This is a genomic window from Nonomuraea sp. KM88, assembly GCF_052245635.1.
In the GTDB taxonomy this organism is placed as follows: domain Bacteria; phylum Actinomycetota; class Actinomycetes; order Streptosporangiales; family Streptosporangiaceae; genus Nonomuraea.
The window spans coordinates 257,418-269,902 of the sequence record NZ_JBQQCC010000003.1 but is presented as its reverse complement, the minus strand read 5'-3'; the positions used below and the strand labels follow the sequence as shown (position 1 = coordinate 269,902).

At 71.2% G+C, this 12,485-nt stretch carries 13 protein-coding genes; 2 read left to right on the top strand and 11 right to left on the bottom strand.

Annotation, left to right across the window (positions count from 1 at the left end; genetic code table 11):
• Positions 1 to 7: 7 nt before the first annotated feature.
• From ACTWPV_RS10900 to ACTWPV_RS10850, 11 genes are all read right to left on the bottom strand, one after another.
• Positions 8 to 595: a 4'-phosphopantetheinyl transferase family protein gene (locus ACTWPV_RS10900; protein ID WP_443151973.1), complete on the bottom strand. Its 588-nt coding sequence runs from the start codon at positions 593 to 595 to the stop codon at positions 8 to 10.
• A 17-nt stretch (positions 596 to 612) separates the two neighbouring features.
• Positions 613 to 1,386 carry a hypothetical protein gene (locus ACTWPV_RS10895; RefSeq protein WP_443151652.1) on the bottom strand — a complete coding sequence of 258 codons (774 nt, stop codon included), beginning with the start codon at positions 1,384 to 1,386 and terminating at the stop codon, positions 613 to 615.
• A complete protein-coding gene (locus ACTWPV_RS10890; RefSeq protein WP_443151651.1) occupies positions 1,383 to 2,828 on the bottom strand; it encodes an MCE family protein in 1,446 nt (481 codons plus the stop codon). Before ACTWPV_RS10890 ends, ACTWPV_RS10895 begins: the two co-directional genes overlap by 4 nt.
• Positions 2,825 to 3,838: an MCE family protein gene (locus tag ACTWPV_RS10885; RefSeq protein ID WP_443151650.1), complete on the bottom strand. Its 1,014-nt coding sequence runs from the start codon at positions 3,836 to 3,838 to the stop codon at positions 2,825 to 2,827. The genes ACTWPV_RS10890 and ACTWPV_RS10885 overlap by 4 nt, the downstream gene beginning before the upstream one ends.
• Positions 3,835 to 4,854 (bottom strand): MCE family protein, encoded by a 1,020-nt coding sequence (locus tag ACTWPV_RS10880; protein ID WP_443151649.1) that lies wholly within the window; start codon positions 4,852 to 4,854, stop codon positions 3,835 to 3,837. Before ACTWPV_RS10880 ends, ACTWPV_RS10885 begins: the two co-directional genes overlap by 4 nt.
• Positions 4,851 to 5,876, bottom strand: a complete 1,026-nt coding sequence (locus tag ACTWPV_RS10875) for an MlaD family protein (RefSeq protein WP_347642879.1) — start codon at positions 5,874 to 5,876, stop codon at positions 4,851 to 4,853. The genes ACTWPV_RS10880 and ACTWPV_RS10875 overlap by 4 nt, the downstream gene beginning before the upstream one ends.
• Entirely contained in the window at positions 5,876 to 6,919 is a 1,044-nt protein-coding gene (locus tag ACTWPV_RS10870) for an MCE family protein (protein ID WP_443151648.1), read from the bottom strand. Before ACTWPV_RS10870 ends, ACTWPV_RS10875 begins: the two co-directional genes overlap by 1 nt.
• Positions 6,919 to 7,938, bottom strand: coding sequence for an MlaD family protein (locus ACTWPV_RS10865; RefSeq protein ID WP_443151647.1), 1,020 nt, complete (start codon positions 7,936 to 7,938; stop codon positions 6,919 to 6,921). The genes ACTWPV_RS10870 and ACTWPV_RS10865 overlap by 1 nt, the downstream gene beginning before the upstream one ends.
• A 4-nt stretch (positions 7,939 to 7,942) precedes the next feature.
• Positions 7,943 to 8,800 (bottom strand): ABC transporter permease, encoded by an 858-nt coding sequence (locus ACTWPV_RS10860; RefSeq protein ID WP_347642882.1) that lies wholly within the window; start codon positions 8,798 to 8,800, stop codon positions 7,943 to 7,945.
• Positions 8,800 to 9,591 (bottom strand): MlaE family ABC transporter permease, encoded by a 792-nt coding sequence (locus ACTWPV_RS10855; RefSeq protein ID WP_347642883.1) that lies wholly within the window; start codon positions 9,589 to 9,591, stop codon positions 8,800 to 8,802. Before ACTWPV_RS10855 ends, ACTWPV_RS10860 begins: the two co-directional genes overlap by 1 nt.
• 141 nt (positions 9,592 to 9,732) lie before the next feature.
• Positions 9,733 to 11,163: an aminopeptidase P family protein gene (locus ACTWPV_RS10850; RefSeq protein WP_443151646.1), complete on the bottom strand. Its 1,431-nt coding sequence runs from the start codon at positions 11,161 to 11,163 to the stop codon at positions 9,733 to 9,735.
• 126 nt (positions 11,164 to 11,289) lie between these two features.
• On the opposite strand from ACTWPV_RS10850, the gene ACTWPV_RS10845 reads away from it, so the two are divergent.
• Entirely contained in the window at positions 11,290 to 11,718 is a 429-nt protein-coding gene (locus ACTWPV_RS10845) for a CBS domain-containing protein (protein WP_443151972.1), read from the top strand.
• A gap of 90 nt (positions 11,719 to 11,808) precedes the next feature.
• A complete protein-coding gene (locus tag ACTWPV_RS10840) occupies positions 11,809 to 12,330 on the top strand; it encodes a hypothetical protein (protein ID WP_443151645.1) in 522 nt (173 codons plus the stop codon).
• Positions 12,331 to 12,485 lie beyond the last annotated feature (155 nt).

The following is a 12,485-nucleotide window of genomic DNA, read 5'->3' as shown; positions in this document are numbered from 1 at the left end:
GTCCAGTCTATTGGGGGAGGGGCGCCCTCCTCGCGAGGGCGTCTGTGATGACCGCCACCCTGATGTCCGGCCCGACGCTCCACTCCAGCAGATGCCGGCCCGACAGGTCGTCCTCGCAGGCCCGCAGCTTGTCCATGGTCAGCTCGCCGCGCTTGATCAGCGCCTCTTTCCGCGTCCAGTGCCTGATCAGCTCGTCGTTGCCGGTGACCAGCGAGCGCTCGCGCGGGTTGAGCACCCGGTCGGCCAGCAACGTGTCCAGCGGCCCCGGCGGCACGTGCTCGGCGTCCACGCCGACCTTGCCCGGCCCGGCGGCCGCGCACACGTAACCACGGGTGTGGCTGAAGCTGACCCCCAGCTCCGGGGCCTGCTCGATGGAGGGCCTGCCGTGCCCTGGGCCGTGCAGATGGCAGTGTTGCAGCAGCGTCAGCTCGCGCGGCTCGACGCCGAGCACGGCGGCGGCGCAGACGCGTACGAGGAGGTGCGCGGCGACGAAGCAGTCACGGTCAGCCTCGAACCTGAACCGCGCCGCCCGCTCGCGTTCCACCTCGGTCAGCCAGTCATCAGGGGCTCGCACCTCGTCGGGGCGGCCGCCCATCGCCAAAGGGCCGATCGTCAGTCCTTCTTCTCGTCGCCGTCGAGGGTGTACTGGTCCTCCGAGGACGCGCCGAGCACGGTCACGTCGTGGATCTTCCAGGTGCCCTTCTCCTTCACAAGAGAGATCTTAAGGTGCGAGTCCTTGACCGAGCGGATCGCTTCCGAGGTGTTCACCTGCTGATCGACGACCACGATGGCGTGCGCGGTGGCCTCGTCCACGTCGGCGAGGTAGACCTCCCGCACCGTGGCCTGCGAGGTCGCCTTGAGCTTGACGATGACCTGCGCCATCGCGCCGCCGAACGCCGCGTCGTAGGTGCTCAGGAAGTCGCCCGTGGCCTGGGCGGCCAGGGCTGAGCGGGTGGTCTGCAGGTCCTGGTAGTCGTAGCTGAGCAGGGCCTTGCCGAACGCGCCCGCGGCTCCCGACACCTCCAGGCGCAGCGCCCGCTCGGCCTCGAGCGCGGCGCGGGCGTCGCGGGCCTGGGCGGCGGAGATGCCCTGCAGGACGGCCGTGGCGGCGACCGCGGCCACCACCATGGCCGCCAGCGTCCACCACACGCGGGCCCTGGAGAGGCGCCCGGCCACGGCGGCGTCCCGCCGCCCGCCGTCTCCCGCCTCCACCTGCTCCTGAGCATCGGGCTCGCCGTCCGCGGCTTCCGCGGCGCCCCGCCGGGCGGGCTCGCCATCCACCGCAGTCACGGCGTCGGACGGCGCGGTCCCGGATGCTGCGGGTTCGGTCTCCGTGCGGGCCTCGTCGGTGCGGAGGGCTGCGGAGAGGTCCTGCTCGGTGGTCATCGTGACTCCTCACGGCGGCGGGCGGCCCGACCTGCCGCGATCCAGCCCACCATGCCGCCGGAGGCCACAACGGCGAGGAAGATCGCGGCGATCAGGGGGGCGGTGTTCGGCGGGTCAGGGGACGTGGCGCCGGTGGCGGCCACGTCACTGGACGATGGGGCGGGCTGCGGGCTCCCGCCCGGCCTGACGGTGTCCCCGGCGCCCGGCCGTCCGGAGGCGCCAGGTCGTACGGTGCTGTCCGGCCGTTCGGCGGCGCCCGGTCGTGCGGAAGGGTCCGGCCGGCCGGGGTTGTCCGGCCGAGCCGAGCCGTCCGGCCGTGCGGCGGCGTCCAGGCGATCTCGCTCGGACCGGTCACGGCCGGAGCGGGCGCCGTCCCCGGAGGTGTCGGAGACGGGCGCGCGATCCGGGCAGGCACGCAGCTCCGGCACGGTGGGCGGCCCGGCCGCCCGCGCGTACTCCTCGGCGGGCTGCGGCCCGCCGGGGACGCTGAAGATGAACGACGCCCTGCCGTACACGGTGTCGCCGCGCCGGTCGCTGATGTCGTCGGCCAGGCTCAACGCGGTCGGCATGATGCTCAGCAGGTGGTGCACGTTGCGTTCGGTCTCGGGGGAGAAGACCGGCTCGTGCGGCAGCCCCGCCGCGGTCAGCAGGCACGAGAACCCCGGCCTCGACCGCCGGACGGCCTCGTCGAGCTGCCCGAACACGCCCGGCCCCCGGTCGAGGAAGGTGTTCAGGTCGGCGCGGGAGGCGCGCAGGGTGGCCGTCACGGTGCTGAGGTCGGTGATGCCGGAGGCCAGCTCGCCCCGCTTGCCGGCCAGCGTGTGGGTGAGCCGGGTGAGCTGCACCGCCAGCTCGTCGAGCACCTCGGTGTTGTCGGCGAGGGTGCCGGTCAGGGTGTGGGCGTCGTCGATGATGCGCCTGATGGCCGGCGCCCGGCCGTCGAGGGCGACGGCCAGCTCGTGGGTGATCGCCTCGGCGTCCTCGGGCGGCACCGCGTTGAGCAGCTTGCCGACGCCTTCGAACAACTTCTTGTAGTCGAGCGGCACCGACGTCCTGGCCAGCGTGATCGTGTCACCGGCCGCGAGCCGCGGGCCACCCGCCCCTGTGGCGGGCGGCGAGAGCTCCACGTACGGCTCCCCGATGGCGGACCTGCGCCGCACCTCGGCCGAGACGCCCTTCGGCAGCCGGACCTCCCGGTCGATGTCGAGACCGACGACGATCTTGCCAGGCGCCAGCCGCACGTCGCCGATCTTGCCGACCCGGACGCCCAGGTAGGCCACGTCGAAGCCGCGGACGAGACCGGGCGACGAGACGAACTCGGCCGACACCCGGTACGGCCGCTCGATGGTGTCGAGCCGGATGATCGTGCTGAACGCCCACACCGTCATGACGACGCCCAGAACGACGAAGAACCCGAGGTTCAGGTAGATCCGCCTGCTCATCGCGGCGGCTCCAGGATCAGGCGGAAGTCCTCGATCCTGTTCGGCAGCGCCGGCCGGTCGGCGTCGCGCCGCTGGGGCAGCAGCACGCCCTTGAGCCAGAGGTAGATCAGCACCTGCCCGTTCACCGTGATCGGCGGGGCGTCGATGAACTTCTGCAGCTCGGCCACCAGCGCCTTCAGGTCCTCCCCGCCGCGCTGCATCGCCGAGGAGATGGCCGCCAGCTCCCGCAGCAGCGTGCGCAACCGCGCGGCGTGCCGCGGGTAGACGGTGAGGTTGGCCTCCTTGGCCAGTTTGGTCAGCGCGACGATGGTCTTCTTCACGTGCTTGCGCCCGTGCGCGATGCGCGCGGTGGCCGAGGCGAGGGTGCCAGGCAGCCGGTCCAACTCGGTGCTGCCCTTGGCGAGGTCGTCGCCCAGCCGGGCCAGGGCGTCGATGCTGGTGCCCAGGTCGCGGCGGGCGGCGGCGTAGGCGTCGGTGACCTCGGCCGTCTGCTTGATCAGCTTGTTGACGTCGTCGCCCTGCCCGGCGAACGCGGTCGAGGCCGCGTCCAGGACGGCGTTCACGTCCTGCGCGCCGAGCGCCTCGATGAGCGGCCCGGCCTTGGCGGTGACCTGCTCGATGTCCGGCTCGACCGAGGTGTCGGCGATGGTGGCGCCGTTCTTCAGGTACGGCCCCGTGGAGACGTCCTTGCCCTTGGGCGGGGCGAGCAGCACGTAGTTCTCGCCCAGCACGGACGTCTTGGCCACGGTGGCCGTGCTGCCCTTCGGCAGCCGGTGCTCCGACGTGATCGACATGGTGACCCTGGCCCGGTAGCCCTGCAGCCGGATGCCGGTGACGGTGCCCACCCGTACGTCGGAGATCTGCACGCTGTGCCCCGCCACCAGGCTCTGCACGTCGTCGAAGACCGCGTGCAGGGTCAGGTCGCCGGTGGTCGCGCCGAGCGTCTGCAGCGAGCACGACGACGTCGTGAGCGCCAGCACGAGCAGCCCGGCCGGCGCGGCGGCCCTCATCGCGGCCTCCTCTGGTAGGGGCAGTTGCTCAGCCCGGCGGGCAGGCACGGCACGTCGCCCAGGTTCAGCGAGTCGAACAGGGGCGTCAGCCAGGCCCTGGTCAGCGCGTTGAGCACGACGCGGATCTTCAGCACGTGCTGTTTCCTGTCCCACGAGTCGATGATCACGTCGGCGAAGTCGGCCGCGCCCTTGACCGCCTGCGCCGCGGACGCGCTGTTGGCCCTGACCGTCAGGACCAGCTCGGCCAGGGTGCTCGCGGCCTGCGGGAGCCGTTGCGCGTACTGCTCGATGATCACGTCGCCGCGGCGCACGAAGCCGGCCATGCCGGCGACGAACCCGCGCAGCCGGCGCCGCTCCTCCGCCAGGATCGAGCTCGCCTCGGCGAAGGAGTCGATCGCGCCCGTCACCTGGCGTTCCCGCTTGTTGAGGCCGGCGGCCAGCCGGTTCAGCCCTTCGGCCAGCGCGACGAGCTGCTGGTCCTGCTCGGCCAGGACGCCGGTGAGCTTGGAGGTGTCGGAGACGGCGTCGCCGATGGTCCTGCCGCGCCCCCTCACCCCGTCGGCCAGGTCGCCGGCCACGTCGCCGAGTTTCTCGTCGTCGAGCGCGTCGGTCAGCTTGGTGAACGCGTCGAGCGCGTCGTCGATCTCCACCGGCAGTTCGGTGCGCTTCAGCGGGATCGTCGTCCCCGGCTGGATGCGCCGGTCGCCGGGCTTCCAGGGGGGATAGAGCACGACGTTGCGCTCGCCGAGCGTGTTCTGCGGCGCGACCACGGCCCTGACGTCCGCGGGGAGCGGTACGTGGCGGTCGACGCGGAGCGTGACGCGTACGCGGTCGCCCTCGATGCGGATGTCGTCGACGTACCCGGCGTCGAGCCCCATCACCTTCACCCGCGCCTCCTCGTAGAGGGAGGGCGCCTTGCTGAAGATCGCCACCAGCCGGTACGGCTCCGCGCCCAGCACGGAACAGCCGGACGCCAGCAGTGCCCAGGCCAGCAGCGCCGTGACCAGCCGGGTCATCGGGCGGCCCTCCTGTCCTTGGCGATGGCGGCGAGCACCTCCGGGTCGATGGGGCCGAGGCCCGTGGCGATGGCTTCGAGCCACGGGCCCTGGCCGCCCATCGTGGACAGGCCGGAGAACGTCGGGCCCGCCCACGCCAGCAGGGAGTTGAGCTGCTTGTTGTCGTCGCCGAGCTTGGTGGTGATGGCGGCGTTGTCGTCGAGGACCCGCACGAGGCTCTTCTCGTGCCGCTCGATCAGGCGGGTCGTGCTGCGTACCAGGTCGCTGCCGTCGCCGAGCAGCGTGCGCAGCTCGGCGCGGCGGTGGCGCAGCTCGGCCAGCATGACCTCGATGGCGTCGACGAGCCGGGCGAGCTGCTCGTCCTTCCTCTCGACCACCTTCATGATCTTGGTGCCGTTGTCGAGCAGCCGCCGCAGTTGCGGCTGGCTCTTGCTGATGGTCTCCGACAGGTCGCCGACGTTCTCGAGCAGGCGGGTGACGCGGCCGCGCTTGATGGCGTCGATCTTGCCGAGCTCGGTGAGCAGGTCGTCCACGGCGTCGGTGTCGAGCCGTTCGACGAGCCGGGTGGCGTCGTTGATGGCGTCGTTGATCAGGGTGGGCACGCCGGTCCGCGTCACGGGGACGCGCCGCTGGGCCTCGGGCAGCTGGTCGAGGTAGGGAGGCGAGACAGGGCCCGTCAGCTTGACGTAGCGGCCGCCGAGCAGGTTGGACAGCGCGATGTCGGCGCGGGTGCCGCGGCCGAGGCGGACGTCGCTGTCGACCTTCCAGGTGACGACCACGTGACCGCGCGTGTAGTCGGGGCGCACCTCCGTGACCTTGCCGACGCGCACGCCCGCCACCCGTACGTCGTTGCCGGTGCGCACGCCGCCGGAGTCCACGAAGATGCCGGACATGTGGTAGCCGCTCTCCAGCAGCCCCAGGTTGCCGACCAGGAACGTCGCGACGAGCAGCGCGGCGAGCGTGGCCACCGACACCAGGCCGACGGCGATCTTGTTGCGGTCGCGGAAGGACTTGAGCGCCATCAGTCGCCCACCAGCAGTTTCCGGAGGTCCTTGGTGCTCTGCACCCGGGTGTTGCGCAGCGGCGGCGGCTTCTTCATCGGGTACGGGCAGGGCGCGGGCCCCAGCGCCACGCACGGGACCGCGGTGACGAAGTAGTGGCCGCGCTCGACGGTGGAACGGGCGCGGGTGAACAGCGGCGGGAAGGTGCGGACCGTCCTGCCGAGGTCGTCCACGTTCCTCCTGATGCCTCCGGTCAGGCCGGACAGGTTGTCGACCAGGGCGCCGAGCTCGTCGGCGTTCCTGCCGAGCACCTCGTTGGAGGTGTGCACGGTCGCCGACAGCTCCACCAGCGCGTCGTCGATGAGCTCGCGGTTGTCGGCGAACGCCTCCGTCAGCGTGACGAGGTTGTCGACGAGCTGCTCGAGCTGCTTGTCGCGCCTGGCGACCACGCCGGTGACGGTGGCGTAGTCCCGCAGGAGCTGCTCGATGGTCTTCTTGCGCGCGTTGACCGTGGTGGTGATGGCGTTGACGTTGTCGAGCAGTCTCGGGATGTTCCTGTCGTTGCCCTTCAGCGACCTGGCGGCGGCGGTGAGCAGCTGGTTGATCTGGTCGGGGTCGAGGCTCCGGGTGAGCGGGCCGAGATCGCTGACCAGCTCGCCGATGTCCACGAGGGAGGAGGTGCGGGCGATGCGCGACCCTGGTGGCAACATGCCGGGCGCGCTGCCGGGCAGCAGGTAGATCACCCGCTGGCCGATGGCGTTGCGCCAGCGGACGGCGGCCTCGGTGTCGGCGGGCACCCTGACCGCGTCCTGTACCTCCATGGTCACCTCGGCCCGGCCGTCGACCACCCTGATGGTGTCCACCTGGCCGACGGGCGCGCCGGCGATCTTGACCTGGTCGCCTTCGACCAGCCCTGACACGTCGTCGAAGGTGGCGACGAGCCGGTAGCCGCCGCCCGTGCCGACCCGCGCGATCTGCACGCTGATCACCACGATCAGCGCCACGGTCAGGCCGACGAAGAGCACGAACTTGGCGAACGTCCACCAGCGGCGGGTGCGCTCCATCAGCGCCTCCCATCGGTGGGGCCGCAGACGCCGACGATCAGCTCGCAGACGTCGGTCGCGACGAACGCCTCCACCTGGAGCTGGCGGGTGCCGCCCGGGCCCGGCGCCTCGATCAGCTCGTTGAGCAGGTCGACCAGCCGGTTCAGGCCGCGCACGCCGTCGCCGGCCAGCCCGAGCTGGGCGTAGATGAGCGCGGCGACCCGCTCGCCGGAATGCACCCCGGCCCGCAGGTTGCGCCGGTGCTTGGCCAGCCCGTGCGCGGTCCGGCCGCTGACCGAGGTGACCTCCTGCAGCAGCGCGCGCGCCTTGCCGGCCCGCTCCAGCAGATCGGGGGTGATCACGTTGACGTCGGACGCGATCGCGACGATCTCGTCGCCCCTGTCCGACAGCGTGGTGCCGAGCAGGGCGCCGTCGCGCAGGAACCGCCTGGCCCGGTCCCGGTGCCGGTGCGCGACGCCGACGAGGTCGCCGGCGTCGCCGATCAGCTCGCGCAGGTGCTCGCCCTTCCCGTCGAGTCCCTTGGCCAGGGTGTGCACGATGACCGTGACCTCGCGAGGGTCGACGGCGTCCAGGCCGCGGTAGGCGGCGCCGAGTGTGTCCGACAGGTCGAGCGGGCCCTCGGTGTCGGTGATGACCGCGCCGCTGCTCAGGTAGGGGCCGGTGGTCTCGCCGGATCCGGGCCTGAGGTTGACGTACTTGGGGCCGAACACCGACGTCGGCTCGACGGAGGCGACCGTGGACGCGGGCACCTTGACGCCGGGCTCCACGTGCATGGTCACCACGGCGTCACCCTTGGCGTCGAGCGCCACGCCCGTCACGTCGCCGACCGTGATGCCGCGGATCTTGACGGGGGAGTTGGTGTCCAGGCCCTGCCCGGCCCGGGCGAACACGGCGTCGATCCTGGTGCCGCTGATCTCGGCGGCGGTGCGTACGACGTACAGCGTGGCCCCGGCGAGCACCACGAGGACGGCGAGCGCGACGCCGGCCCGGGCGGGGAGGGAGAGTTCGGATCGGCTCACCGGCTCACCCCGTCAGCGGGATGTTGCCCCCGCCGCCCCAGAACAGGTACGACAGCAGCAGGTTGAGCAGCACGATCGTGACGATCGACTGGCGGATGGCGCGCCCCGCCGCCACGCCCACGCCCACCGGCCCTCCGGTGGCGTGGAAGCCGTAGAAGCAGTGGATCACGATGACGGCGAAGGCGAACACGCCCACCTTGGCGACGCTGAACACGATGTCGCTGACCGGCAGGTACAGGTAGAAGTAGTAGTCGTAGACCCCGGGCGCCAGCCCGAACAACACCGTGCACATCAGCCGGGTGGCGAAGAAGCTGGCGAACAACGCGATGAGATAGATCGGCATCAGCGCCAGCAGCGCCGCCACCACGCGGGTGCAGACGAGGTAGGTGAAGGCGTTGATGCCCATCACCTCCAGCGCGTCGATCTCCTCCGAGATGCGCATCGCGCCCAGCTCCGCTGTGAACGACGAGCCCACCTGCGCCGCCAGCGCCGTGGCGGCGATGATCGGGGTGATCTCGCGGACGTTGGCGAACGAGCCCACCAGGCCCATGAACGACTCGGCGCCGATCGCCTGCAGCCCCTGGTAGCCCTGCAGGCCGACGGTCGCGCCCACGACGAACGCCATCGTGAACACCACGAAGATCATGCCGCCGCCGATGACCGTCGCCCCGACGCCGACGACGACGTCGCTGACCTGCCTGACGACGACCTTGGCGTACTTCAGCCGCAACACCACGTCGCGTACGGAGTAGAAGAGCACCTTCCACACGAACAGCGGCCAGTCGGCCAGCGTCGCGAACCGCTCGGCGACGTCCCGGCCACGTAAGGCGAGCCTGAGACCTGCCGTGCGCGTCATGGCCATCAGAGCGACCTCGGCGGGTAGGCCAGGAAATAGACGGCCGAGATCACGTAGTTGAACGTGAACACCAGCATGAAGGTCACCACGGTCGACTGGTTGACCGCCCGGCCCACGCCGACCGGGCTGGTCGCGCAGGTCATGCCCTTGTAGCAGGCGACGGCCGCCGCGACGAACCCGAAGATCCACGCCTTGAACAGGGTGACGTACAGGTCGGAGGCGACGACCAGCGACAGCGCGCCGTCGAAGTACGCGCCCGGCGTGACGCCCTGCACGATGACGTTGAAGAAGTAGCCGCCGCTCGCGCCCGCCAGGATGACCAGCGGGCACAGGCACACCGCGATCGTGCTGGCCGCCCACATGCGCGGAGTGACCAGCCGGTGGATCGGGTTGACCGACATGACCTCCATCGCGCTCAGCTCGTCGCGGATGTTGCGCGCGCCGATGTCGGACGTCATCGCGCTGCCCCCGGCGCCGGCGATCAGCAGCGCGCTGGCCAGCGGCGCCACCTCGCGGATGAGGCCGACGAAGACGGCGCTGCCGGTGGCCGAGCCCGCGCCCAGCTGCCAGGCCAGCTCGCCCACCTGGAGCGCCACGGTCGCGCCGAGCGGCAGGGAGACGAGCAGCACGGGCACGCTGGTGACGCGGGCCAGGAACCAGCACTGGTCGACGAACTCCCACCACCAGCGGCGCACGTCCCAGCTGCGGCGCAGCCCCTCCAGGACGATGACGAACAGGTCACCGACCTGGCCGAGCACCGACCCGGCCCTACGTCCGACGAACCCGGACAAGGCCATCAGCTGACCACCTCCGCCGCCTACGGATCAGTCACCCTACTGACGGGTTGTCCAGCAGTCGATGCTCTGCCGGTAATTTGAGGAAAAGGTATGAGACGCAGCTCACACCTTGTCAGCTCCGCACGAAACGTGACCGGCCCGTTACGCCAGGGTGGCCATCCAGGACTCGATCTCGTCCGGGTGGCGGGGGAGCCCGCCGGACAGCAGGGTGGCGCCGCCGGCGGTGACGACCAGGTCGTCCTCGATGCGGATGCCGATGCCGCGCAGCTCCTCGGGCAGCGTCAGGTCGTCGGGCTGGAAGTAAAGGCCGGGCTCCACGGTGAGCACGTGACCCTCCTCCAGCACGCCGTCCAGATAGACCTCCGCCCGCGCCCGCGCGCAGTCGTGCACGTCGAGACCGAGCATGTGGCCGCTGCTGCACAGCGTGTAACGCCGGTAGAGGCCGCTGTCCATGAGCGAGTCGGTGGAACCCTTCAGCAGGCCCCAGTCGCGCAGGCCGTCACAGATGACGCGCATGGCCGCCAGGTGGAAGTCGCGGAAGCGGGCGCCCGGCCTGAGCGTGGCGATGGCCGCCGTCTGCGCTTCGTACACCAGCTCGTACGCCTGCCGCTGGGTCGAGCTGAAGCGCCCCGACAGCGGGATCGTCCGGGTGACGTCGGCGGTGTAGAGCGTGTCGGCCTCGACGCCCGCGTCCATCAGCAGCAGGTCGCCGGGCGACAGCCGGCCGTCGTTGCGGATCCAGTGCAGCACGCAGGCGTGCGACCCGGCGGCCACGATGCTGTCGTAGCCGGTCGCGTTGCCCTCCAGCCGTGCCCGCAGCCCGAACACGCCCTCCAGGTAACGCTCGCCGCGCGGGTGCCCGAGCGCCTGCGGCAGCGCGCGGACCACGTCCTCGAATCCGCGTGCCGTCGCGTCCACGGCGTGCCGCAGCTCGCCCAGCTCCCACTCGTCCTTGACCAGCCGCATCTCCGACAGGAAGGACGCCAGCTCGGCGTCGCCGTCACCAGCCGCCCCCCGCACGTCCACTGAGGCATGCACTGAGGCATCCACTGAGGCGTCCACTGAGGGGTCCACGCCGCGCAGCACCCTGGCCGGGCGGCCCTCCAGCTCCAGATCCCGGATGTGCGCGCAGCGCAGCTGGTAGAGCTCCTCGGCCTCCGCCAGGTCCGGCCTGGGACCGGCCCAGAACTCGCCGTAGCGGCGGTCGCGGTAGAACTCCTGGCCCTCCTCGCGCGGCGCGCGCGGCCTGACGTACAACACCGCCTCGCCGGACGGCTCGATCACCAGCACGTCGTCGGACTCTCCCGCGCCCGTCAGGTAGGAGTACGCGCTGTGCGGCCTGAACCGGTAGTCGCTGTCGTTGCTGCGCACCTTGAGCGTGCCCGACGGGATCACGAGCCGCTCGCCGGGGAAGCGCGCGGCCAGCGCGGCGCGGCGCTTGGCCGCCCACGGCGCGATCGGCCGCGCGCGCACGTCGTCCCGCCTGGCCGGCCCCCAGCCGGTCCGCATGAACGCGGCCAGCTCGTCGGTGACGGGCAGGTCGTGGCTTCCGATGTTGAGCGGCTCGTTCATGCGGCGGTCCCCTTCGTGCCGGACGTGCTCTATGGCAGGCAGCCTACGTGAGCGCTTGACTCCTTCCTCAGGGGGCAGTTTGCCTTGACGCAGGGGTTGGAACACTGAGGTGCAGAGGTGATGCAGATGCTCATCGGGACGATCCTTCGCGACAAGGGCAGTGGGGTCACGACCGTGGCCCCGGCGGCGACCGTGCGGGAGTTGCTCGCCAAGCTCGCCGAGCACAACATCGGAGCCGTCGTGGTCTCCGGCGACGGGGCCGTCATCGAGGGCATCGTCTCCGAGCGCGACGTCGTACGCCGCCTCCACGACCGTGGCGCCATGGTGCTGGACCTCCCCGTGTCCGCGATCATGACCACCGAGGTCCACACGGTCGGCCCCGGCGAGAACGTCGAGTCGCTGCGGCGCACCATGACCACCGAGCGGGTCCGGCACATGCCCGTGGTCGACGGCGGCCGGCTCGTGGGCATCGTCAGCATCGGCGACGTGGTCAAGAGCGCGATCGAGGAGCTGGAGACGGAGAAGGCGTCGCTCGTCGACTATCTGCATCGTTGACAATGATGGGACGCTTGGTCCGTGATGTACGGGCCTCCTCCTCCACCTGAGTATCCCCGGGCGACGAGCAGTCCGACGATCATCTTGCTCGTGTCGGGGCTCGCCGCCCTTCTCGGGTTCCTGCTGGGGGTGTTCGTGGGGTTCGGCGCGAGCACGCCGGCGGAGGCGCCCCCGTCCAGGATCACGGTGACGACCGAGGTGACGGGTGCGCCCGAGCCCACGGCGCCCACCCAGACGGCCCCGTCGCAGCCGGTGCCGTCCGAGACGGCGCCCTCGCAGCCCGTTCCCTCTCAGACAGAGCCCGCGCCAACCGGGCCCGCGCAGACAGGGCCCGTGCAGACAGAGCCCGTGCAGACGGGCGGCGCGAGCCCCGCGCCGGCCGGCAATCCCGCGTCCCTGCGGACCCTCGTCGTGGGCAGGGACGTCCAGCCGGGCACCTACAGAACGTCGGGGCCGGCGGCCGGGTTCACCATGTGTTACTGGGCCCGCATGAGGAGCGCGGACGGCGACGTGATCGCGACCGGCATGCCGACGGGCGCCGCCACGGTCACCATCGAGGCCACGGACAAGGCGTTCCAGACCGGCGGATGCGCGGAGTGGACTCCTGCATGACGCTTTTATGCGTCAAAGTCTGGACAACAGAGCAGAAACGCGCAATTCTGGCGGGCAAGAGAAGGGAGGCATGCCTGAGCGTGCTGGCGTGACGTCCTACGGTATGGGCCACGCCACTCCGGTGTCCCTGGCCCGGACACGCAGCGGAGAGTGCG